Annotated in this window: 22 protein-coding genes and 3 pseudogenes; 13 read left to right on the top strand and 12 right to left on the bottom strand. The window is 59.8% G+C overall.

What is annotated here, in order from left to right:
- Positions 1-102: 102 nt before the first annotated feature.
- From P1J78_RS15585 to P1J78_RS15565, 5 genes are read right to left on the bottom strand one after another with little or no spacing between them, the layout of a single operon-like run.
- Positions 103-999 (bottom strand): 3'-5' exonuclease, encoded by an 897-nt coding sequence (locus P1J78_RS15585; RefSeq protein WP_275568296.1) that lies wholly within the window; start codon positions 997-999, stop codon positions 103-105.
- Positions 996-3,014: an ATP-binding protein gene (locus P1J78_RS15580; RefSeq protein ID WP_275568295.1), complete on the bottom strand. Its 2,019-nt coding sequence runs from the start codon at positions 3,012-3,014 to the stop codon at positions 996-998. The genes P1J78_RS15585 and P1J78_RS15580 overlap by 4 nt, the downstream gene beginning before the upstream one ends.
- Positions 3,004-4,287 (bottom strand): SIR2 family protein, encoded by a 1,284-nt coding sequence (locus P1J78_RS15575; RefSeq protein ID WP_275568294.1) that lies wholly within the window; start codon positions 4,285-4,287, stop codon positions 3,004-3,006. Before P1J78_RS15575 ends, P1J78_RS15580 begins: the two co-directional genes overlap by 11 nt.
- Before the next feature lie 51 nt (positions 4,288-4,338).
- Positions 4,339-5,202 (bottom strand): nucleotidyl transferase AbiEii/AbiGii toxin family protein, encoded by an 864-nt coding sequence (locus tag P1J78_RS15570; protein ID WP_275568293.1) that lies wholly within the window; start codon positions 5,200-5,202, stop codon positions 4,339-4,341.
- Positions 5,199-5,972: a type IV toxin-antitoxin system AbiEi family antitoxin domain-containing protein gene (locus P1J78_RS15565; protein WP_275568292.1), complete on the bottom strand. Its 774-nt coding sequence runs from the start codon at positions 5,970-5,972 to the stop codon at positions 5,199-5,201. The genes P1J78_RS15570 and P1J78_RS15565 overlap by 4 nt, the downstream gene beginning before the upstream one ends.
- 386 nt (positions 5,973-6,358) lie before the next feature.
- Between P1J78_RS15565 and P1J78_RS15560 the strand changes: the two genes are divergently transcribed.
- From P1J78_RS15560 to P1J78_RS15540, 5 genes are all read left to right on the top strand, one after another.
- Positions 6,359-7,555 (top strand): DUF932 domain-containing protein, encoded by a 1,197-nt coding sequence (locus P1J78_RS15560; protein ID WP_275568291.1) that lies wholly within the window; start codon positions 6,359-6,361, stop codon positions 7,553-7,555.
- 126 nt (positions 7,556-7,681) lie between these two features.
- Positions 7,682-9,739: a ParB/RepB/Spo0J family partition protein gene (locus tag P1J78_RS15555; RefSeq protein ID WP_275568290.1), complete on the top strand. Its 2,058-nt coding sequence runs from the start codon at positions 7,682-7,684 to the stop codon at positions 9,737-9,739.
- Between the two features lie 94 nt (positions 9,740-9,833).
- On the top strand, positions 9,834-10,874 hold the full coding sequence (locus P1J78_RS15550; RefSeq protein ID WP_275568289.1) for a DUF7146 domain-containing protein: 1,041 nt from the start codon (positions 9,834-9,836) through the stop codon (positions 10,872-10,874).
- A 214-nt stretch (positions 10,875-11,088) separates the two neighbouring features.
- Positions 11,089-12,027: a DUF2493 domain-containing protein gene (locus P1J78_RS15545; protein ID WP_275568288.1), complete on the top strand. Its 939-nt coding sequence runs from the start codon at positions 11,089-11,091 to the stop codon at positions 12,025-12,027.
- Between the two features lie 118 nt (positions 12,028-12,145).
- Positions 12,146-12,571, top strand: coding sequence for a hypothetical protein (locus tag P1J78_RS15540; RefSeq protein WP_275568287.1), 426 nt, complete (start codon positions 12,146-12,148; stop codon positions 12,569-12,571).
- A gap of 211 nt (positions 12,572-12,782) precedes the next feature.
- Here the strand turns inward: P1J78_RS15540 and P1J78_RS15535 are convergent, their stop codons facing one another.
- The gene (locus P1J78_RS15535) at positions 12,783-12,968 is read right to left on the bottom strand and encodes a hypothetical protein (RefSeq protein WP_275568286.1); all 186 of its coding nucleotides are present in this window, start codon (positions 12,966-12,968) and stop codon (positions 12,783-12,785) included.
- Between P1J78_RS15535 and P1J78_RS25460 the strand changes: the two genes are divergently transcribed.
- The gene (locus P1J78_RS25460) at positions 12,891-13,364 is read left to right on the top strand and encodes a TIR domain-containing protein (protein ID WP_374213309.1); all 474 of its coding nucleotides are present in this window, start codon (positions 12,891-12,893) and stop codon (positions 13,362-13,364) included. The genes P1J78_RS15535 and P1J78_RS25460 overlap by 78 nt on opposite strands.
- A 289-nt stretch (positions 13,365-13,653) precedes the next feature.
- Here P1J78_RS25460 and P1J78_RS15530 read toward each other — a convergent pair whose 3' ends face one another.
- The 4 genes from P1J78_RS15530 to P1J78_RS15515 are packed head-to-tail and all read right to left on the bottom strand — an operon-like array spanning position 13,654 to position 16,613.
- Positions 13,654-14,352 (bottom strand): uracil-DNA glycosylase, encoded by a 699-nt coding sequence (locus tag P1J78_RS15530; RefSeq protein ID WP_275568285.1) that lies wholly within the window; start codon positions 14,350-14,352, stop codon positions 13,654-13,656.
- Positions 14,353-14,357: 5 nt separating this feature from the next.
- Positions 14,358-15,500, bottom strand: a complete 1,143-nt coding sequence (locus tag P1J78_RS15525) for a nucleoside triphosphate pyrophosphohydrolase family protein (RefSeq protein ID WP_275568284.1) — start codon at positions 15,498-15,500, stop codon at positions 14,358-14,360.
- Positions 15,497-16,216: an Nmad2 family putative nucleotide modification protein gene (locus P1J78_RS15520; RefSeq protein ID WP_275568283.1), complete on the bottom strand. Its 720-nt coding sequence runs from the start codon at positions 16,214-16,216 to the stop codon at positions 15,497-15,499. Before P1J78_RS15520 ends, P1J78_RS15525 begins: the two co-directional genes overlap by 4 nt.
- Positions 16,137-16,613, bottom strand: a complete 477-nt coding sequence (locus P1J78_RS15515; RefSeq protein ID WP_275568282.1) for a TIR domain-containing protein — start codon at positions 16,611-16,613, stop codon at positions 16,137-16,139. The genes P1J78_RS15520 and P1J78_RS15515 overlap by 80 nt, the downstream gene beginning before the upstream one ends.
- A 106-nt stretch (positions 16,614-16,719) precedes the next feature.
- Here P1J78_RS15515 and P1J78_RS15510 point away from each other — a divergent pair, with 106 nt between their 5' ends.
- The 3 genes from P1J78_RS15510 to P1J78_RS15500 all read left to right on the top strand — a co-directional run bounded on the left by P1J78_RS15510 (position 16,720) and on the right by P1J78_RS15500 (position 20,035).
- Positions 16,720-17,973, top strand: coding sequence for a toll/interleukin-1 receptor domain-containing protein (locus P1J78_RS15510; protein ID WP_275568281.1), 1,254 nt, complete (start codon positions 16,720-16,722; stop codon positions 17,971-17,973).
- A 2-nt stretch (positions 17,974-17,975) separates the two neighbouring features.
- Positions 17,976-18,851, top strand: a complete 876-nt coding sequence (locus tag P1J78_RS15505) for a hypothetical protein (protein WP_275568280.1) — start codon at positions 17,976-17,978, stop codon at positions 18,849-18,851.
- Between the two features lie 791 nt (positions 18,852-19,642).
- A complete protein-coding gene (locus P1J78_RS15500; RefSeq protein ID WP_510177807.1) occupies positions 19,643-20,035 on the top strand; it encodes a DUF736 domain-containing protein in 393 nt (130 codons plus the stop codon).
- A gap of 35 nt (positions 20,036-20,070) precedes the next feature.
- Here P1J78_RS15500 and P1J78_RS15495 read toward each other — a convergent pair whose 3' ends face one another.
- Positions 20,071-20,289, bottom strand: a complete 219-nt coding sequence (locus P1J78_RS15495) for a helix-turn-helix domain-containing protein (protein ID WP_213163978.1) — start codon at positions 20,287-20,289, stop codon at positions 20,071-20,073.
- A gap of 11 nt (positions 20,290-20,300) precedes the next feature.
- Between P1J78_RS15495 and P1J78_RS25585 the strand changes: the two are divergent.
- Positions 20,301-20,705, top strand: a pseudogene (locus tag P1J78_RS25585) (DNA -binding domain-containing protein); the annotation flags it as partial.
- Here the strand turns inward: P1J78_RS25585 and P1J78_RS25455 are convergent.
- Positions 20,687-20,761: pseudogene (locus tag P1J78_RS25455) on the bottom strand (hypothetical protein); the annotation flags it as partial. The pseudogenes P1J78_RS25585 and P1J78_RS25455 sit on opposite strands and share 19 nt — an antisense overlap.
- Positions 20,762-20,866: 105 nt before the next feature.
- On the opposite strand from P1J78_RS25455, the pseudogene P1J78_RS25450 reads away from it, so the two are divergent.
- The 3 genes and pseudogenes from P1J78_RS25450 to P1J78_RS15480 all read left to right on the top strand — a co-directional run.
- A pseudogene (locus P1J78_RS25450) lies at positions 20,867-21,019 on the top strand (transcriptional regulator domain-containing protein); the annotation flags it as partial.
- Between the two features lie 76 nt (positions 21,020-21,095).
- Positions 21,096-21,581 carry a DUF2285 domain-containing protein gene (locus P1J78_RS15485; protein WP_275568279.1) on the top strand — a complete coding sequence of 162 codons (486 nt, stop codon included), beginning with the start codon at positions 21,096-21,098 and terminating at the stop codon, positions 21,579-21,581.
- Positions 21,582-21,639: 58 nt separating this feature from the next.
- Complete coding sequence (locus tag P1J78_RS15480; protein WP_275568278.1) at positions 21,640-22,503, top strand: abortive infection family protein; 864 nt, start codon at positions 21,640-21,642, stop codon at positions 22,501-22,503.
- Positions 22,504-22,631 lie beyond the last annotated feature (128 nt).

Genomic DNA, 22,631 nt, shown 5'->3' with positions numbered 1-22,631 from the left:
TGTGCCGGCGACGCCTGTAGACGTCAGTTCCTATCGCGACAATGGCTCCACGGCTTTCACGAACAATCCGCCAACTGCTGACAAAAAGACAAAGCCGCGCGGTCATACTCTGTCCGAATACCGATCAACCGCTGTTATCCTCGTGACATCCAGTTCAACCTGTCTCTTGTAGATCTCCCGCCAGAGATATTCGAGCTCAATGTCTTTCTGATCATCTGGGACGTCAACATACCACGCTCTGGGCTTCGTACTGTCGTCTGCGTTCCAGCGATATCCTCGCGCCTTCAAGGTGTCCTTAAGTTCGAAAGGGGAATTTGCCGCCCAAATGCGCCAGGTTGTCTGGCGTGCTCGTTCGAGAAGACTGGCAAGTCCACTAAAGCCGGATCGCGGCAACGTTCGCGCCAAGAGCTCTACAGCCGCCAAGCAGTCGTTCACAGCACGGTGCCGGTCATAGAAAAACCCATAACCTGCCGCCAAGTAGGCGAGCTTTGTGCCCTCGAACCCTTCAGCGGCCCAATCAATCTCCGCCATGGAGCAGGCCCATGGTTTCCTACAGAAAGAGGGGCAAAACCGCTCCAGAAAGCGACGATCGAATGCGGCGTTATGCGCCACTACCAGATCTGCCGATGCCGCGAATTCCGACACATCGCTAGGGTCAATCTGCTTGCCGGCCACCATCTCATCTGTGATGCCTGTCAACACCGTCACGGCCGGCGGAATCGGCGTCGATGGCTCTCGCAGGCGATCGAACGGCTCCAGCACCTCGATAACGTCCCCGCCGAGCGAATACCGGAAGGGAACCATGGCCAGTTCGATAATTTCATCCTTGTTCGGATCGAGTCCTGTAGTTTCAACGTCCACGAACAACCCGTTGCGGCACTCATCACCTGAACCAGCAGACGTACGAGCGGCACACGGCTTAAGCCGACGGAGGATCTTATAGTCGCCGCTCTCCTCAAGGATCCCAGCAAACTTCTCGAGTTCATCTGGATCGGTCATTGCGGCTGACCGCCATCCGCGCCGCCATTGCCGGCTCCCTCGGCAATGTGAACGTGTGCAGCACGCCCTTCCTCGTGGAACCAGAGATCGCGAATCTTCGCATCATCACTCTTCGGCAACGGACTTGCATGACGGACGGCGAACGTTGTCGGCAAATTGACCGACGTCCCGAATACGAGCGCATGCTGCTTTGGCAGAGACGGCAAACGTTTCAATACCGCTTCGGAAATGAAAGGCGTCATCTGCCGGATCTGGGAAAGGTCGTCCGGATTCTGAATGCGATGGATGACAAAGTTCGAACATTGCGACAGCACTGTTTTCGAAAGCTCGCTAGGTCGTTGGGATGCGGCGAGCAGAAAGAGCCCATACTTGCGGCCCTCCTTCGCAATCCGTTCATAGATACGGCTAGCATCGATGGCATAGCGCGACGGAGTCTCAGCTATATAACGGTGCGCTTCTTCCAAGAGCAGATGGACCGGAAAGCGGTTTCTCGGTTCGGCCTGTCGGAGCAACCGAAATGCCATGCGGGCGAGCACAGACGCCACCAATTCAACCACTTCGTCCTCGACGGCATTCATGTCCACGATGATGATCTGGTTGCGCTTCACCAGTTGACCGTTAATTGAGGTCAATCCGAGAAGTTCTTCCAGGAACCCTCTGAACGACGGCCCTTCGTTCTCCGGCTGCAAGTCATATCGTAGGAATGCGTATTCCGCTCGTTCTTTGAGTGACTTGAACCGCGTCATCATCTGTGAGCAGTAATCGCGGATCTGTCGGTTGCCGTGCGCCTCTTCATAGAGAATGGCGAAGTCGAGACATTCCTCTAGATCATCAAATGTGAATGGTGTCCGATCATAAGATGGAAGCTCAACGTCCTCGCGAAGTTTTTCACGCACCTCATCCAAAAACGGCTGAAGGTTGCCGCCGGCAAAATTGCCGTACTGGTAGTTGGCGCCATACTTCTGCAGCAGGTCCATGTTCAGATCGTCGGTCGGGTACTTCTGCAGAAGCGAGACAACGCGTTGAAACTTGGCGACAGGAGAATCCCCGTCAGCACCACGAAAACACTCGATGACGCATGTGGCAATGAAATGCTCTTTGATTTTCAGAGCCTCGGGAGACTTTTGACGAAACAGACCCGTGAGACCCAACGCCGTTCGCAGCACCGGGATCTGGGTCCGCTCGCTCGCCTGAAGCAACAACTCCCATTCAGATTGCTCAAGAAACCAATGAGGCAACCTGAATCTTCCCTCGGCAGCCGTTCCGTCAAGCACGACGCGAGCCACCCCGATCCCATGACCATTGGCCAAGGGTGTCAGAGCCTGCTCATACTCGCCATTCACGTCGAAGACGACGAACGTTGCACCACGTGCATGGTGCTCGTCTGACTTCTCGAACAGTGACTGCAGCACGGAGGCGACGGTACAGGACTTGCCGCTGCCGGTGTTGCCCAGAACCGCAGTATGTCCACCGAAGAAATCGTCGATACGGACCTTAACGTCATAGCCTTCAAAGACAACCGACTTCCCGATCGTCAACGCACGAAAGCGCGTTGCATCCGGCGGTGCGGGCGCTACATCGTTCATCGGCGGCACCGGTTCGACGGGAACATCTGTCTCGAAGACCCGGTCGAGTTCCGCGTCGAGTGCGTAAAGTGCATCCGCGTAGAGTGATGGGAAGATGGAGACGCCGAACCGGAACTTTTCACTTCGTTCCTGCGGCAACATCCCGACCGGCACGACGTCGAGATATTTCGCCGAAGCCGCCTTGTCTAAATCGCCCTCACCCTGACTGGGACCGCCAACATCGCGTTCACGCAGACCCACAACCTCGGCCACGATATATTCGGCTTGCACGGGCACCATCAGGAAGGACCCCAGCCGGGCCACGTAGTGCACATCGTCAAATCCCACGACTGTGAAATTGTCCGTGCCTGCATGCATTTCCACGACGAACCGGTCTGCCGCGACAGATACGACCTTGCCGATAGCGCGCTTTCGATCGTCACGACTCATGCGTCGTCCCCCCCTTCTGGGGAGACATCGCATCCAGGACCTTCTTTACGGCCTCATCGATGCGCTCGCTCGGCCGTTGTGGCAGGAACTCTTCGATGATTGTATCGAAATAATGCGCTTTGCGCCCCTCCTCCGGGCCGTTCCCTCCGATGATCCAGATTCGAGGATCGTTGAGCTCGCGCAGTTTAGCGATTTCGCCCGGGAGCGTAGGATCGGCAAAGATCACGAGCCTAAACGTTGGAATCGTCAGCGCCTGATAGATGATATTGTTGATGTGCTCGTCACCGAAGGCGTAACCCATCGTAAACAGCACACTTTGCTCGCGCACGATGCGCGATTGAAACTCTCGGAACAGGTCGGCGTAAGGCGATCCCAGAGCGGAGTTCTGCTTTGCGGGCGTCGGATAGATCATCACCTTTCCGGGGTCCCGCGGAACCGCCATTTCCCGAATTGGAAACAGCCCGTGATCGTCTTCGGTCCAGCTAATCGACCCGTGAAGCTTGCCGAGATACACGAACCCATCGACTGCGGACCATTTGCGGCTCGTCAGATCGAGTTGCTCGGCCAAGGCGTACCGGAATGTTGCCGGATTGAAACGGCGTTCGACGACGCCGGAAAAGCCGTTCGCGTACGGCAAGCCGAGCCGATCCATTGCCGTCTCGTTAAACAGGTCGTAATTCGTCGTGAAGACCCAAGGTCTCGGCAATGACCGATCCCGGAGCACGAGCTTGCGGTAGAACGTCTCATAGAGAGCCATGACCGAGTCGTCGCCGTTGGCAAACGCCCCGCCCGTGCATTTTGTCCAAAGGAACTTCTGGACCTTGTCAATTATCGAGTTAATGACCGTAAGCTGGGGCTCTGCCTGCTCCAGCGAACTACGCCTCAGGACGAAGCGAAGACTGTACAGGAGCTCCATTAGTCGCTCCAGATTGCGTGAATAGTCTTCGGCGCCAATGTCGATCCCGAACTGCTCTAGGAGCACGCCACGTTCGGCAGTTGTCGGGAATGCCGGATCGTTGACTTCCCGCTCCTTTGTGAATTCCGCCGCAAGGGGCGCCATAGTCGGAACACCGACTTCTTGATCGTCTTTCCACGATGACGAACAGCCGGCGCCCAGGAGGAACGCCACATTCCGCGCATTCAGCGATTCCCCAAGCGCCTGCCGCACCCTATCGGCACCATCCGGCCACTCGCATTCCATGACGTCATTCTCGGCGCCACGGATAAAACTGAATGTGCGCTTTGGAAGCTCTTCCTCTACCGCGTTAGCCATCGCCCCCTCCCAATACTATTGCAATATTTTCCAAGCACATGAACAGCAGCCTCACCATGTAACACCGAACCTTTCTTTCATGGCCGGTGTCCTCGCCCATGGCTCGCCGGGCACTCTATCAACAAGTTCTGTGAATACACGGCGGAACGCCTCTTTTGTTGACTCTTCGGTCAATGCCTCCACCTGTGCCGCCGGGAGCAAAGGCCGCATGTCGAGCAGAAAGCGAGGGTTGGCGAGCTTGGCGAACATCCGCTCCTGCGCCTGCGCTCGCGTGATGGCCTGACCGGACAGGTCGAGATAGCGTGCAAACATTTCGACAACGCGCTCGACCTGCAGCGCCTCAAACACTTCGAGCGCATGCGCAAGATCATAGAGATCGCGTCCCTTGTCGCGCTGCAACAGCGCGCGCAACTTCGTCGCCAGCATCTCCTCCCGGGAAAACGTTGGGACCGCCGCCTCGCCGGAGAACCACGGATTCACGACTTTGAGCGGCAGGGCCGTTGGCGCATCGAATGCCTCGGTCTCGCGCGTGTTGATCTCGATCTTGAGCCGGATGGGCACGCCGCTGCCGTCCTCGGCCTCTACCCGAAAGCGGAACTTTGGTGCGACAGGACTTTGGTCAAATCGCGCCTGCCCGAGCCAGGGTTCCAAAACGACGCGCAACTGGTCGAGGATGGGGCCGATCGGACCAGCGGACGTGCGAACCAGGTCGATATCCTCCGAATAGCGTAGCGGTTCAGGAAAGTGCAGCTTGTTGAGCGCCGTTCCGCCGCGAAACCGCAACGCCTCCCGCAGCATGTCGTCCGAGAAGATCTCGACAAGTGCCCGACTGATGATGAGGTCTTGCTCGACCTGCCGCTGATCCGCCCAGGGAATAGTATTGCTCCATGCGACGATGTTCTGCGCCGGGATCATTCGTCGACCTCCGGTACACGCCGCACGACCACCCGCCATCGGGCATCGCGCTCCTGGGGCTCGGGTGCAAAATCTGGATCCCGGGCTTCGTTGCGGTCAAGCTCGACCCAGGATGCCGTTCCCCTTGCCAGCAGCGCGGTCAACATCGGACCTGACACATCCTCATGACCGAGACGGTCCAACAGGTGCCCAAGCCGTTGAACGACAGGTCGCTCCACCGAGGCGGACAGCATAGCGAGCTGGCCGGGATCGATCTTCTGACCGAGGTCGGAGAGCACCGTGGCGACGTTGTCAATTCCTGCGGAAGCCTGCGGATAGCGCAGCAGGTCGAGTGCGGTGAGCGCAGCAGACGAGATTTTCATCGTGCCGGTGTCGGTCTTGCGGTTTTCGATTCCCGACGCCACCGTTCCCATCTCCTTGCGGAAGTAGAAAACGATCAGGTTACGGCCGGCACGAATCTTCGGAAGACGCTTGGCCGAGACGACCTGAAACTCCATGACCGCCTGATGCGTCGCCCCGTGCAGTTCCGCAGCCTTGAGGAGCCCAACATAGTATGCGTGGCCCTCATAGCGCATGAGGTCGTCGATGTACCACGCCGGGGGCGGCGCACCCCACGATGCAAATTGCGGGGGAACGACGACATAGAAGCCCTGCCGCGGGTTCAGTAGAGCCTTGCGGCGCTGCAGCCGTTCAGCGGCATCCAGAAGCGCACCACGCCCGACACCTAACGCGTCCTCAGCCTCCTCGGCGGTAAAGACCGTCCGACCCATAGATAGAAGGCGACTGACAAAGCTTGACAGAGCTGAGCGTTGATCGTGAACCATGCTTCGTTATCCGCCTTTAGAGCGGATTTTTCAACATGATTCTATATAAAATCTCTTCTCATGACCAACCATCCGCATTAAGAGCGGAAATTTCAACATGATATTTCCATTCGGTGTTCGAGTGGGAGTACAATGCTGCCCCTTCCCATCTCCCTCCGGACCTCCCCCTCCCCGGCTTTCATCCTCTGACGCGGGGCGTCCTGCAACTCCCGCGGCGCCAAGACTCTCCGTTTTGCGTGAATGCAAGAGAGTAAGAGTTCGGCGGTTTTCGCCGTGACGGGTTTGGAGGTCGAGAGAGAGGCTCCTGGCCGGCCCGTCGCGGAGATTGACCCATGACGAACCTTGAAACCCTGGACGGCCAGCGCGACGCGAGCGGCGGCTACAAAGTGGATATCTCGCGCGGAGAGCGTATCGGCCGCGTCTCCTCGGAATGGTTTTCCCGGCCGGATGACGAGCGTTATCTGTCCCTGTCGGAGCTTTACGCGTCGGTGAAAACCCGCGCCGAGCGCAGCCGCACGCGGACGGTAGAGAGCGCGGCGATCCGCGTCGAAGCCCATCGCGAAGATCCGGAAAACCTGGCGCTCATCCTGCCCGACGCCGAGGCGCCGGCCCATGCCACCCATTGGAGCTTTGGCCAACTCGCCAGCCTGGTCAGCGCGCCAGCGGCCTATCTGCGCCAGCTCCCGGCGCCGCTCGCGGGCATCAATCTGCAGTATGGGCTCACCTCGCACCGCGCCGAGCAGATCAAGACGCTGGAAACCGCGGACGGGCGCACGGAGCTGCGTGCCGTCACCGGCCCGGACTATGGCCGCATCTACGACCACGAGCTCGTTGCCGCCGTGCAGAAGATCGCCGGCAACGGAACCGGCGATACGCGCTGGAAAGTGCCCGGCGCGCTCGACTGGTCGACGTGCGTCTATAACCCGATGGTCGACGTAACCAAGGACACGACCACGCTCTACGCCTCCGACCGAGACGTCTTCCTCTTCCTGGTCGACGACATGAACCCGATCGAGGCGGGCAAGCTGCCCGACGGATCTCCCGATCTTTATTTCCGGGGCTTCTATTGCTGGAACTCGGAGGTCGGCGCGAAGACGCTAGGCGTCGCCAGTTTCTATCTGCGCGCCGTCTGCCAGAACCGCAATCTCTGGGGCGTTGAGGACTTTCAGGAAATCAGCATCCGCCATTCCAAATACGCCGCCAACCGCTTCGCACACGAGGCGGCGCCGGCGCTGACCCGCTTCGCAGATTCCTCGCCACGAACCTTCGTCGAAGGCATTCGAGCAGCGCGCGAGCGGATCGTCGCGCGCAACGATGACGATCGCACCGACTTTCTCCGTAGGCGGGGCTTCTCCAAGGCGGAGACGGCTAGGATCGTCGAGACAGTCCTCGCGGAGGAAGGGCGCCCGCCCGAGTCCGTGTTCGACTTCGTGCAGGGCATCATCGCCGTCGCCCGGTCGAAGCCGCAGCAGGACGCCCGGCTCGAAATGGAGGGCAAGGCGAAGAAACTCCTGGAGCGCGCGGCGTAGTCTGAAATCGGTGCTCTGCTTGTCCGGTCCGTCGCTTCCTCGAGAGGAAGAGGCGGGCCGGGTTTTTCGTGACGGGTTTGGAGGCTGAGAGAGAGGCTTTCGGCCAGCCCGTCATGGAGAACTGACATGACCAAGTCTCAGAAAATCACTCTCAGCGCCTCGCGCGACATCCCCTTCAACAAGCTGGTGCTCAGCCAGTCCAATGTCCGGCGCGTCAAGGCCGGCGTCTCGATCGAGGAGCTGGCCGAGGATATCGCCCGGCGCACACTTTTATCCTCGATCACGGTTCGGCCGGTGCTGGACGAGAACGGCGCGGAAACCGGCATGTTCGAGATCCCCGCCGGCGGACGCCGCTACCGGGCGCTCGAATTGCTGGTCAAGCAGAAGCGCCTGAACCGCACCGCGCCCGTGCCCTGCATCGTGCGCACGGACGGACTGGCTGAAGAAGACAGTCTCGCCGAGAATGTTCAGCGGGCGCCGCTCCATCCGCTCGACCAGTTCCGCGCCTTCCAGGCGATGCGGGAGAAGGGCAAGAGCGAGGAAGAGATCGCGGCGGCCTTCTTCGTCTCGGCGAATGTCGTCAAGCAACGGCTTAAGCTCGCTGCCCTCGCGCCGTCGCTCCTCGACGCCTATGCGGAGGAGGAAATGACGCTCGACCAGCTCATGGCCTTCACGATCAATCCCGATCATGAGCGCCAGGAACAGGTCTGGGAATCGATCAAGCGGACCTACGTAAAGCAGCCCTACGAAATCCGCCGTATGCTGACCGAAGGCGCCGTGCGCGCTTCCGATCGCCGGGCGCAGTTCGTCGGGCTCGACGCCTATGAAGCCGCCGGCGGCGTCATCCTGCGCGACCTCTTCCAGTCCGATGATGGCGGTTGGCTGCAGGACGCCGGCCTGCTTGCGAAGCTCGTCGACGAAAAGCTCGAAACAGAGACGCAAGCGATCCGTGCCGAAGGCTGGAAATGGATCGAGATCGGCACCGACTTCCCCTATGGCCACACCTACGGCCTGCGCCGGATCATCGGCGAAACCGAGCCGATGAGCGACGAGGAGACGGCCAGCTTCGAAGCGCTCAAGGCTGAATACGATCGGCTCGAAGACGAGTATGCCGACGCCGAGGAATTCCCGGAAGAGATCGACATCCGGCTCGGCGAGATCGAAACGGCGATGGAGACCTTGCAGGAGCGGCCCGTCCGCTTCGAACCGGAAGAAATCGCCATGGCCGGCGTCTTCGTCAGCATCGGCCATGACCGTCGCTTGCGCGTGGAGCGCGGCTATGTCCGCCCCGAAGACGAACCCAAGATCGAGACCGATGGGCAGGATGGGGCCAATTTGACCGACGCCTCCGCCGATGTTGAGGTCGGTGATGCCACGGCTGCGGATTCCAGCGATGAGACCGAAGAGGAAGAAGATGGCCTGAAACCACTCTCCGACCGCCTCGTCATGGAGTTGACGGCGCATCGTACGCTCGCCCTGCGCGACGCGCTCGCCAACGATCCGCAGACGGCTTTCCTCGGCGCTCTGCACGCGATGACGCTGCGGCTCTTCTACCACTATCCGCTGGATAGCTGCGTCGAGATCACGCCGCACAGTGCCGGTTTTGGCGCTCAGGCGCCGGGTCTTGGCGACACGGCCTATGCGCTCAGTGTGGACGCCCGCACCGAAAGCTGGCTCGCTGCACTTCCCAACGGGCCTGAAAATCTGTGGGACGCGTTGGTTGGCTTCGACAGCGACAGCCGCGAGGCACTGTTCGCACATTGCGTCGCCATGACGGTCAATGCCGTTCAGGAGCCCTACAACCGCCGACCGCGGGCGCTCACCCATGCAGACGTGCTGGCGGCAACTCTTGGGCTCGACATGGCGGCGGCGGGCTGGACGCCGACGGGCGAGAGCTATCTCGCGCGCGTCACCAAGGCCCGCATTCTGGAAGCCGTGCGCGAAGCCAAGGGCGATGAAGCCGCCGACCGCATCGCCAGCCTGAAGAAGCCGGAGATGGTCGCTGCGGCCGAAGAGCTTCTCGAAGGAACCGGCTGGCTGCCCGAAGTCCTGCGCATGCCGCCTCTTCCCAAGGACGAAGCGCAATCGGCGGATAACGGCGGCGAAACGGCCATGGGGGATTCAGCCGTCATCGCCGATGATGAACCCGTCACCGGCAACGCCTTCGCCACTGCGGCCGAGTGACCGGGAGCCATTCCCCCGTGGCTCCCGCAGCCGCCCCTGGAGCCCGCCCATCGTGGCGGGCTCCTTCTTTTTTGTTGTCAATATGGAGGCTTGGATGACCGATACAGCATCCGACATCACGCGACGGCTCGCGCGCGAGGCGGAGGCCGTTTGCCGCCATTATCTCTCCAACGGACGCAGACAAGGCCGCTACTGGATCGTCGGCGACGCCCGAAACACTCCCGGGCGCAGTCTCTATGTGCGGCTGACCGGACCAACTCATGGTCCGGGCGCCGCCGGTAAATGGGCCGACGCAGCCACGGGCGAGCATGGCGACCTCCTCGACCTCATAGCCGCCACGCAGCATCTCCACACCTTCTGTGAGACGCTTGACGAGGCGCGGCGCTTCCTGAGTCTGCCACGTCCCGAACCGCAACGACGTGAGCGCCAATCCGTACCCGCCGGATCACCGGAGGCGGCGCGTCGTCTCTTCGCCATAGGAAGACCGATCAGCGGAACGCTCGCCGAGCGCTATCTCCATCGGCGCGGTCTTGCTGGACTTGGCGATGCGCCAGCGCTGCGATTTCATCCGCATTGCTACTATTGGCGCGAAGGACAGCCGAAAGAGACGTTACCAGAGACCTGGCCAGCCTTGCTTGCGAAGGTCACCGACGGGAACGGCAATCTCACCGGCATCCATCGCACCTGGCTCGATCCGGCGACGGCGCGCAAGGCGCCGCTCGACCCGCCGCGTAAGGCCATGGGAAATCTGCTAGGCCATGGCGTGCGGATCGGGGCCGCGACCGACATTCTTGCTGCCGGCGAAGGGCTGGAAAGCACGCTGTCACTGCGCATGGCGTTACCCGACCTGCCGGTCATCGCCGCGTTATCGGCCAACCATCTCGCCGCGCTGATCCTGCCGGCAGGGCTTCGGCGTCTCTATATCGCGGCCGACGCCGACGAAGCAGGCGCCATGGCGGCTGACAAACTGACGGAACGTGCAGATGCCGTCGGCATCGAGACGGTCCGGCTTTCTCCCATTGGCGATGATTTCAACGAAGATCTCCGCAAGCTCGGACGAGAAGACCTGCGGGCGCATCTGGGCCCGCAATTGGCCACGGTTGATCTATCGCGGCTGCTTTCCTGCAATCCCTGAGCAGTTGAACAGGCCAGTCGCTGTTCTCGCGGGCATCCTCAGAACGCCTCCCGATACGAGAGCCACGCCTTCGGCCTTCCGGGAGGAGCGAGACGGAGCGGAGCCCGGTCGGGCCGGCAACGGCTGCGGCGATGCAGTCCCCGCCAGCCCCCGCTTTTCCGTCACTCGGGAAGGCCGCGAGAGGCGCGGCCCATGCCGAACAGGAGACGATCCCATGACAGCCGAGACCACCGAACCAATGGCCAGTTCCGCAACCGCCGTCGCGCTCGAAGAATTGCAGCTCTACGGCTACCGGCCTTTCGCCGACGAGCCCGATCCGAGGCCGTTGCCCGAAGCCGATGCCCTCCTGGCTGCGATGGCCGACATCTTCGACGCACTCGCCGCAGCGCTGGGCGACACGCGTCTCGAACCGGATCTTGAAGACCTGCTCTGGTCCGTGACGAATCTGTTCCATCGCACGACCGCCCGCGTCGACCGCGAACTCGACGACAACGAACAGGCCCAGAAACGCTCGCAGCGTGAACAGGACGGCTCGGAAGTACGGTCTGTCGAACTCGAAACCCTTACATCGCAAGGCGTCACGCTGATCGAGCGGCGCAATGCCTACGAACTCATGCGCGACATCGCCGCCGACCACTTCGAGACCCATATCGGCCAGCCCTGGCGTCCGCACTCGGGATCACGGATCAGTCGCCGCACGCTGACGGCCGCCATGATCGACAGCCGCGACTATCTGACGGCGAAGCGGCGTTCCGAGATCGAACCTCTCCTGCCAACTGGCCCACGCGTGGCTTTCTCCGGCGGGCTCGACGTCACCGACCATCACGCCATCTGGGCGGCGCTCGACCGGGTGAAGACCAAGCACGCCGACATGGTGCTCCTGCATGGCGGATCGCCCAAAGGCGCCGAGAAGATCGCCGCCTGCTGGGCCGACGCCCGCAAATGCCAGCAGATCGTCTTCAAGCCCGACTGGAAACGCCACGGGAAGGCCGCGCCGTTCAAGCGCAACGACGCACTCCTGGAGGCGATGCCCATCGGGCTCATCCTCTTTCCGGGGTCCGGCATCACCGACAACCTCGCCGATAAAGCCAAAAAGCTCGGTGTGCCGCTTTACGACTTCCGGGCCCGGCAAGATTCAATGCGGAAGATGTGATGCGTGGTGTGCATCCCCTGATGCGCGCCGGAAGGTTCCGGCGCGCGATACGCTGCGCTATACTTGCAAAGGCGCCATGGCGGTTGGTGGAGGCGTTCCATCCTTGAGGAGACCGCCCATGTTTGTGTCCGCGCTGCTTAGCGTCATCGGCCTCGGTTTTCTGTGCTGGCTCTTGTTCAGTCTGGCCGTTTATGCGCTTCCGTTCTTCGTCGCAATAACGGCTGGCTACTACGCCTTTGAAAGCGGCGCGGGACCGATCGGAGCGGTCGCCGTCGCGCTGCTCGGCGGTGCTATAGCCCTTGTTCTCGGACAAGTGGCCTTCGCTACGATCCGCTCACCGATCATCCGCCTTGCGCTCGGGGCACTTTACGCCTTGCCGGCAGGTCTTGCTGGGTTTCATGCAGTGAAGGGACTCGCACAAGCCGGCGGCGCAGGTGAGTCTTGGACGCTCGTCTTCGCCACTGTCGGCGCGATCATTGTCGGTGTCACTGCATGGGTGCGTATTGCGTCTCTTGCAGGGCCAGGATCACCTCAACAGGTTTGAAAGCAGCCGTTCAAAAAGATCGCAGCGAATTCATACCACGAGCCCACCTTGTGCATCGTTGCGGTAAGCACCAAAGTCTTGAGAAGGTGAAGGGCTATCATCCTCTGCGCGTGCAAGCATTATCGCGATCCACAAGAGGAGCGGACATCCAAACAAGTCAAGAAAACCAGATTTCTTGAATATTCGGGAAGCATGAAAAGCGGAGAGCGTGTTAGCTTTCCCGCACGCAAGGATATTGTGTGAGGTCGCTATGGCAGTCGTTCGCCGAAAATGTTTTATCTCCTACCATCACGCTGACCAGCGTGAAGTCGATCAATTCATTCGGGACTTCGATCACGAGGCAGATACCTTTATCGCTCGCGGTCTCGGCAACGAAATGCCTGGTGAGGTCGTTCAAAGCGCCAGCACAGATTACGTCATGCGTCGCATCCGTGAGCTCTATCTCTCCAACTCGACCGTTACGCTACTAATGCTTGGCAGGTGTACGTGGGCCCGACGCTATGTCGATTGGGAGCTTCAGGCATCACTTCGTCTAGGAGAAACGATAAGCCCTAACGGATTGCTCGGGATCAAACTTCCAAGCTATCCCGAGCAAGACGGGTACTTTCCAAAGCGCTTTAACGACAATTTGCGCGGAGAAGGGCAAGCGGATTGCTACGCTCGGCACATGCAATATCCAACCTCTACGCAATCCCTTGTAACCGCAATAGAAGCTGCTTTCCAAAGGCGGCAGACGCATACGCACCTGATTGTGAATCCACGCGAGCGGATGCATAATAACAGGCAGTGCTGATGGCCGATTGCGCAACAACTACTGCTGTATCTGAAATAACTTCTATTGTACTATGATTGCGTGACAAGCGCATTGCATCACCCTGAAGGTTTGCCCCGCACACGGTGAATGCGACATTCAGACAGCTTCGTGGACGCAGTGAACGGCAGGAATGACAGGCAGCTCCGCAGTATCGCGCTGGCCTACCATGCGCATCCCCAGCCTTGGCGGCGTGGGCGGAAAGTGAAAGATTGCCGCGTATGAACCAACAATGGGCCTCGAACGTGAAGGCGGACGTGCGCGGTAAAGGCTACCGCGAGTTGATGTCTGCTTCCGGCATATGGCCAAACAAATCCGGTTCGCGCTCAGCGATTTGCGTAGCATAGAGTGACTGCATCGTAGCCAAGAACTCGGCCTGCCCGCCATAGCTGGGGTGCCTTACCTTGTAGACAAAGTCCTCGGCAAAGACATCGGACAGGACGTTGTAGGCATCGTTGCCGATGGCAATGACCCGCTTCGGTTGCAGATATTCGACCATCTGGATCAAAATCCCGGCCCCCGCCCTGCGCTCTCTGGCGTTGTGGGCGCGGTTGGAGAACGGATCACCCTTGATGAAGGGATGGAGGGGAAAGACATTCCAGAGAAAGACCGGCACGTTGACGCGCAGCAGGATATCCCAGATTGCGGCGGCGGTCCGTTCGGCGACAGGCTTGCCGTAGGTCGGACGCTGCACATCCAACCCCCAACGCTCCAAATGATCAGCAAAATGCACGTCATCCGTCAGCGCCAGACCGGTTCGCCGCCCCCCACGATATCCGAGGTCACGCCCGACCCAGATCGCATCCAACTCGGCGTCGGCAGCACGGTGCAGCATTTCTGCGAGATAGTGCCGCCTTAGCTCCGGTGCATCTTTCGCATCATAGACAGGGCACCGCTCGAAATACGGATTAAAGGTATTCTCGAACCGAATGTCTCCCAGCGTTCTGAAAATCTCCTGTGTACACGTCATGATTGTTACTTTCCGGCGGTTTTGTAGTGTAGCTTGCGTTCATCACGATTGCCGACGATGATGCCGCCATTGTTCTTTCGTACTTCACGAAAAACCTCGTAGCCCTGCAAGATCGCGTACTCCCATAGATGAAGAGGACAGGCCTCGACTTCGTAACCGCGCACGAAATTGCGCACGGCCTTGAGCAAATCGAAGGAAACCGTCTTTTGATCCTCGAAGAAATTCACAGATTTGGCATAGGAAAAGATATAGGCTGACAGCCCCTCATCGATGACAATAGCCCGTCCGCTGTCCTGGGCCTCATCGACGTGTTTCCGGCTCTTGCGCTTATGCTTGATCAGCGCTCTGAATGTCGGCGACCAGTGCAGGATTGCCGTGTTGGCAAAGTGGAAGACATCGTGAAAGCGATACCCGTCCTCATCGGCAATATTGTCCGATAGCGGGTCGCCGATAAAGACGCCATTCCACCGCAGATAGCTGCGGCCATCGGCCCGCTGCGATATCTCGATCTCGAAATAACGTGGCAGTTGCTCTTCCTCGGGAAAGTCAGCATCAAAATCCGGTAGATCGTCGGGATTCGGTGCAATGAAGCGACCGCATGTTTTGGCCATGTTGCTGCTCAGAACGGCAGAAAACGAGACATGGGCGGCTTGTACGGCCTCGATGTAGACCCGGACGAAGCTGAGAACCTGATCTTTGGCCGTGCCGGCAGTGACATCGAGGTTCAGAAGTTTGGCCGCCTGCTCGCCCAGCCGCAGCAGGACGGAGTCCAGCGGTGCGATGTCCTTGGCGGTCATGACCTGGGCGACCGGATGCGCGGGGTCGGCGTTGGCGGCGATGCTGACCGCGTAACCGTTGCCGTCGAGAACTCGTGCGAACATGTCCGAGAGCTTCACGTCCAGACGCCTGCAAAGCGCGGCGACATACCAGAGCGTATCGCCAAGCTCTTCCTCGACATCGCGCTGGAATCCCGTGAACGCGGTCTTTTCCCGCTGAAGCTTCTTCGAAGTGCTCATCACGCTGCCGACCTCACCAAACAGGCCCAACAAAATCGGCGTGATTTCAGAATTTTCAAAACGGTCTGTGGGCGCGATGGCTTGCTCGTACTCGGACAGCAGAACATGTGCGCTGGGGGGCGATCCGCTCATTGTGCCCCTCTCTTTCTCGCGGCTTCCACCATGTCGAACGGCCTGCCTTGGTATCCCTGGACGCCCAGTTCAACAAGCCATGCTTCGAACGCCGCTATCGCGTCCGTGTCTGTGACCTTGAGTCGGCCTCGCCCGGCCAGCACAATCCGCGCTGCTTTCAACTCGTCCGGAATGGACGGGCCTTCGGCCCCGAAATACACAAAATCCTCGCTGACCAGAACGCGATCAACCGACGTATCGCGGTTGATGTGCTTGGGGTACGCAGTCCCGTCAGCCCTGCTGTGATAGGAATTCAGTTGATGCCAACCGCCGCCGTCCGTGGGGCAGTAGATGTTATCCCCGCACGCCATCCGGTAGCTGCCGAACATGTTCGGCTTCTTCCGTGTGAATCGCGGATCGTTCCAGTACTCGGCGAATGTCAAGCTTTCCTGCACCCGCATAGCGTAGACCAGAAAGCCTCCTCGACGAACGCCTGCCTTGTTGCTGCCGGTGCCGACAATCCAATCGCCTATCGCGGCGCGCTTTCTTATTTCCGGTTTGCAGGTTGCCAGGGTGCAATATCCGTTGAACGGGTTCGGCGCGAACCCGCTGTCATAGGCAACGATATAGCTATGAAGAACCGGCACGGCGTCCCGGTTAACCGCACGGATGTCGGCGAATAGACCGGGGCTCGCACGTTGTGCCGTCCGGTGTCTCAAACTGCTCATAATCCCCATTCACGGCGTCAATAATCTTGTCTGCGTTCCAGCCAACAAGCGCATGCCCGTATTCGTCGAGCGCTTCGGGAACCTCACATCCGTTGGCTCCACGCTCCCACACACCGACAATGGTTTTGTCCTGCTTGTGCGCGCGCTCGATCTCCCAGTTAACCCATTCGCTGTTCTTGGTTTCCGGTGAGATGTAGACGATCATCGTGCTGGCCCAATCAATGCGGGGCGCAAGTATTTCGGATTTAATGTAATCCGGCGACTTCGCATTGTTCGGGCGATCCGAATTGATCGAACTGTCGCGCACGTTCATGCCCTTGTTCTTGAGCAGGTTTTTGAGATCGGTCAGGCCCTCGTCGTCCTTGTGGACATGGCTGATGAATACATTTTTGGTCTCGTTGCTCATCGGTGTTATCCTTTCAGCCTGACCAGATACTGTGTCTTTCCTTGCAGGTTATACCATATATGCGCAAAGTGCGAGCCTGGATCGCCTCGCAACCGAAAGAAGTTAGATGCTGCCGCCCATCCTTGAAATCTTCGTGCTCTGGCACCCGGACGACCAACGAGGCGCAGGCTTCGCCGAGACGATCTTCAATCACTTCATGAAGGGACCAACCTTCTCCGGCGTGATCGGCGGCGGTGTACAGGTATCCTTGCGAAGCACGGGATGGGAAGGTTCGGGCACCGCGCCCAGACCTGTCTATGCCGAAGGCTGGGCCGCGCCGAACGGTATTAGGCCCGCGAGCTTTGTGGCTGTCGTCCCCTTGCTCGGCACTGAAATGGCCGCGTGCGTCGAGGACAAGAACACACAGTGGCATGCATATGTGAATGCGATCCGGGACTTGCATCAAGCATCGCCCGAACGCGTCGGCGTGTTCCCCTACGCATTGGATGCAGGCGCTACGCACGGTACAGAGCTTCAGGATATTCTGGGCAACTTCCAGTTCGTCGCGGCGGGCAATCCCGACCGGAACGGTGAAGACGTCGAGAGCATGCTCTGCCGTGACCTGACGCAAGGGCTTGCGCAGTTGGTATCGCCCGATGAAATGGATCGATTGACAGCGTTCATCAGCCACACAAAGCGGCACAGCCAGGGAGAAGGCGAAGATGTCGATACTCTGGTCGATCTGGTGCGCGAAGTTATCCGCAATACGCGCCTGAACGAGTTTTTCGATGCCAATGACCTGCAACCGGGCACCGATTGGGATCAGGAACTGCGCGACAAATCCGGTACAAGCGCAATGCTCGCGCTGCGCACAGACCTGTATTCCAGCCGGGAATGGTGTCAGCGCGAGGTGGTTATCGCCAAGACGCATGGTATGCCGGTGATCATGATGGACGCCATCGGCGTCGGTGAAGAACGCGGCTCGTTCCTCATGGACCATGTGCCCCGAATCGCAGTCAGAAAAGCGGATGGGCGCTGGCAGCGGCAGGACGTCTATCGCGCCCTTAATCTCCTGGTCGATGAATGTCTGAAACGCGCGCTCTGGATGCACCAGAAAGATCTTGCTCACGAGCGCCCTGAACTCGATGTTGCATGGTGGGCACCGCATGCCCCCGAACCGCTGACCCTGTCTCGCTGGATCGATGCCTATCTGGCGCAAAACGGCGACGACGACAGTGACAACACTGTCCGGATTCTGCATCCCGATCCGCCGCTGGGTCCCGAAGAGCGAGATGTGTTGTTGAACTATGCGCGAACTACCCGCCTTGGACGGGAGATCGATATCATGACCCCGCGCCAGCTTGCCACGAGAGGGGGATAGCTATGGCCGCAGAAAAGCAAAGGGCCGACCTACTCCCGGCGGACGCGTTGCATGGCAAACAGCTTGGCTTGTCCGTATCCGACAGTCCCGATCTTGACCGGCTCGGACTACTGGATACGCATTTTCGGATGACGCTCGGAGAGTTGGCCCGTACGGTGATCATCGCGGGCGGCGCGCTGTATTATGGCGGGCATCTTCAACCCGGTGGCATCACGAATTTTCTGATCGAAGAGTTGTACCGCTACGGGCGGCGCGACCGTCCGCTCAAAGTTTGCCTGGCCTGGACGGTTCATCGGGGGATGACACCGGAGCAGATAGCCAAACAAAAAGACCTGCTTGGGCTGTTCGGCGAGATACACTTTCTCTCGCCTGAAGGAGACAGGCTTGATGGTCCGGTTGATGAACCTGTCATCGATGATCCGCCAGCCGAAGAGCGCGCCCGCTCTCTATCGGGTTTGCGGACCTACATGACGACCAACACAAGTGCGCGCATAGTCATCGGAGGCAAACGCGCCGGATTCCAAGGGGTCATGCCGGGCATATTTGAAGAGGTGCTGTTTGCTCTGGAACGCAGGCAACCGCTCTATTTGGCTGGAGGATTTGGCGGCGCGGCACTGGATGTCATTCGAAATTTGCGTCCCGACTACGCGGAATGGTTTCCTTCGGCACACGATGCGCCTGCGCCAGACGAACGGCTTCTCAAAGGCCTTGAGCGGATCGAAGAAGCGGTCACGGCTGCGAGGTGGGACGGCTTCGAAAACGGTTTGAGTGAAGACGAGAATCGTCTGCTGGCCGCATCCTACCGTCCGAGCGAAATAGCAGCGCTCGTCGGCAAAGGTATGGGGCGCTTGTTGCCGCCGTTGGAAGGCAAAGAGTAGTTCAGCCGTACCCATCATCGTGACCAGCGACGTGGGAGGTTGTCGCTTATAGATGAAGGCGACCAGCGGCGCCGCTGAAATTAGACAGGCCCTGATCGCGAGATTTCCAGTCCGGCTTCTTGTCTCGTCACTTAAATACTACATCAAGACTGGAATGCCCGTGAGGCGAACTACCCGACCTAATGCTACGCGGTCGAGAGATGTCTGCTTCGGGTCTTCTGCAATGCAACTTGGTGGCTGCGGGAAGGTGGCAGCTGTGGGCCGCGAGCGGACCTGTCGGCGAGTAACGTCAATAGCAGCTCGGTCCGCATAGCCCCTTTCCCAGCTTCCCCGTCCAGATGTCAGCTTCTTGACTGAAATTGGCAGCGCGCGCACCGGTCTCACCAGACAGTGCTGTGGCCGAATTCGTGAACTGACAGCGGGGAGCTGATCGGGCGCCGCTTCGGACGACAATAGGTCACAGCCTTGTCGATCTGTCCTCTCCCGGATGACGTCATTCTTCTCCTGGCCCAATGCGAGCGACCATCTTTCGAAACATGTTGCCGGCGCTTATCGGTAATCGCTGGCGACTTCCAACGGTTCTCCTGAGCCTCGTCACCCACGCCCGTCACGGCCTCTCATGGCCTGATCTGGCCGGAACCGGCTGACGCGTCGACCGCCTTGGCCGCAACGGCGGGGCCGGAGTTTCATCCCCTGGGCTTTGCCCATTCCTCGCGCGTCAAGAAACTCCGGCCCCGCCGTCCTCCGCATGCGCTCCGGGTCCAGGGACTGCGTCGGCGGTCGTCCCGGCCGTGCCGATCGCCATCGAGGCCGCGACGGGCGCGGGCTCGAAAGCCAAAAGGAGAACTGACATGGCCACCATCGGAACCTTCAAGAAGACCGGCAACGAGTTCGTCGGCGAGATCGTCACCCTGAACGTTCAGGCGAAGAACGTCCGCATCGTCCCCGAAGAGGACCGCACGAACGGCAAGGCCCCCTCTCACCGCGTCGTCGTCGGGAGCGCAGAAATCGGCGCCGCCTGGTCCAAGCGCTCGAACGAAGGCCGCGACTATCTGAGCCTCAAGCTGGACGATCCGAGCTTCACCGCGCCGATCTACGCCAACCTCTTCGACGACACCGTCATCGAGGGCGAAGAAAGCTTCAGCCTCATCTGGTCGCGCTCCCGCCGCCAGAACGGCGACTGACGCTTCCGGCGCCCCGCCCGGTGGGCGGGGCGCCTTTAGTCCTGAGCCTGATCGTCGAGAAGTGCAGCCGGCTTCACGTCAAGCGCGAGCGCCGCATGCCAAAGGGTGATGATGGTCACGTTCTGCTGGCCGCGCTCCATCGAACTCACATGGGCGCGGTCGACGCCCATTTTGGCTGCCAGCGCATCCTGGCTGATGCCGATTTTCAGCCGGTAGTGCTTGAGATTCTTTCCAAAAACGTCACGAATATCCATCCGCAAGTAAAATGCGGATCGCGTATTTTGATGCGACGTATTATAATACGCGGGCGACAAGCCGACCCAAGCGCACCGCAGTCGTCGCCCCGGCGGCATTTCAACCGGCCGGCGCTTGCATGCGTCATGGTTTCCGGTTCATTAACAATTGTGCCACACTCGCCAGGACGCCGATGCCCGCCACCCCGCTTACGATCGCAGATGCCCCGCCGAACGATGCGGCCGTGACCGTCTATGATCGCGATCACTTCAAACTTTACATGCGACTTCTCGACGCCAACGATGCCGGAGCATCGCTGGAAGAGGTGTCGTCGGTTTTGCTTGGCATCGACGCGAAGGCGGAGCCGGAGCGCGCCCGTCGCGTGCACGACAGCCACCTGTCCCGCGCGCGCTGGATGACCGAACAAGGATATCGGGACATTCTCAGGAACGGTCTTCCCCTGTAATGGCGGTAGCGATGCACTGTACGCATCGTACGATGCTTGTGCCCGTACTATGCAACCGCCGATTTATGGCGAAACATCCCAAGTAGCTGACGCCGTCCGACATTTCGGCGTGTGATTGGGAGAAGTTCGCCATGCCGGCCGACTGGCGCGACGATCACCAATATGATCATTTCGATCAGCTCGACATCTCGGGGCTTGCCTGGGAGTGCCTTCGGCGGAACACGCACTATCGCAAGGACTACGACATGATGCAGGAGGGCGGCGGCGCTCCAGCCGATTGGGGGTTGCGATTTCCCGGTAGACCCGGAGCTCAACGCGCTTGGCGCCCCCGTCTTCTGGCTGCCTTCCGCTGCGCCCGCCGTGGTTCACCTGACCGCGTCTCTGCCCGACATCGGCCTGACCGCGGCCATTCCTCCCGACAGCATCACAGATCGCAGAACGGGTGCGGATGGGCTGTTGTGGATGCGACTGGAGAATGGCGCCAATCTTGTCGGCGACCAGACCGATGATCAGCCCGTTGGTCTCCTGCTTCCTCTCGATGACGCCTGGCCCGTGCGGCTTGCTGCCGCTGACCGGCTGTATCGCCATCTCATCGACCGCGACGCCGATCCGCCGATTACGCCACATCGGCGCGAGCGACTGAAACGCGCCCTGCGCACGATCGACGGACGCCAGAGCGACGCCAGCTATCGTGCCATTGCCACGGCCTTCTTCGGCGCCGATCGCGTCGTCGCCGAACCGTGGAAGACCAGCTCACTCAAGGCGCAAATCGCGCGGCTGGCCGCCTACGGGCGGATGATGATCGATCGCGGTTATCGGCAGCTTCTTCAGGGTAATTACCGCTGATGCCGCCGATATTTCGCGGTGACTGTGCGCTACGGGAGGTTTTCGATATGTTCATCGAATGACACAGCCGTCGCAAAACCTTGATTCCAGCCTCCCCAGGATTATCGGACGCACGCGCCGGCTGCCGTCTCAGCAACGAACTGTCTTCGACCAGATATTTCACAGCGGCGGCGGCTACGTCCTCGACTTCTCAGACAGAACCATGGCCGAGTGGTTCGAGGAAAATTTCGACATCCGGATCTTCCAGGAGCGCTTCCAGGTCGAAGGCGCGAGCAAGGGCAAGACACTCAGAGGCTTTGTCGAGGTCGCTGAACCGCGCCTCGTCGCTCAGGTTCTTCGCGTTTTGTGGGCGTATCGCTGCAGTCTCGATGGCTACGTGGATGCGGACGTCGCGAAGGAAGAGCGCCTGAAAGCATGGCTTGAGCAGTTCACGAGTGAGCTTGAAAATGCGTCTACGCTGAACCTCGACGACGCCTTCAAGGACTTCTCGCGCGACACAACGCTTCCCAAACTGCGTGCGTCCATCGCTGCCGATCTTGTCGCAGAAAAACCGGATGTCGCACTGGATCGTGTGCATACCTACTGCGTCAAACGATTCCGCGATCTGCTCGCCTCGCGCAACCAGGCCGTCGATGCAAAGACCCCACTCGACGCCATATTCGGCGCATACGGTAAGGCCTTACGTGATGAAGGCGCGGTGAGCGAATTCGCCCTGCCGACCCTCCGTGTTCAGCACAAACTGTTCGACAGCCTGAACCAGGCCCGCAACAAGCGCTCCTTCGCACACGACAATGAGCTTCTTGAGGTTTCGGAAGCGCAGTTCATCATCGATTGCGTCCTCGCCTCGCTTGCATTCATCGAGCGCATAGAAGCCTCGCGGCAGACACCGGCCGCCGATTTGGGTGACGAAATCCCGTTCTGATCGAGCCCGCTTCAGTGTCATTTACTGCCGTCGTTTAGCAGGCTGCTGAAAAACTCTGCCTCGACAGGGGTTTGAGAACGTGATTCACCCTTTGCACGGCATGCTGGGGGTGATGATGCGCGGGACGG

Origin of the sequence: Psychromarinibacter sediminicola, assembly GCF_029168335.1 — a bacterium.
GTDB classification, from domain to species: domain Bacteria; phylum Pseudomonadota; class Alphaproteobacteria; order Rhodobacterales; family Rhodobacteraceae; genus Psychromarinibacter; species Psychromarinibacter sediminicola.
This window is presented reverse-complemented; position numbering and strand designations above follow the sequence as displayed.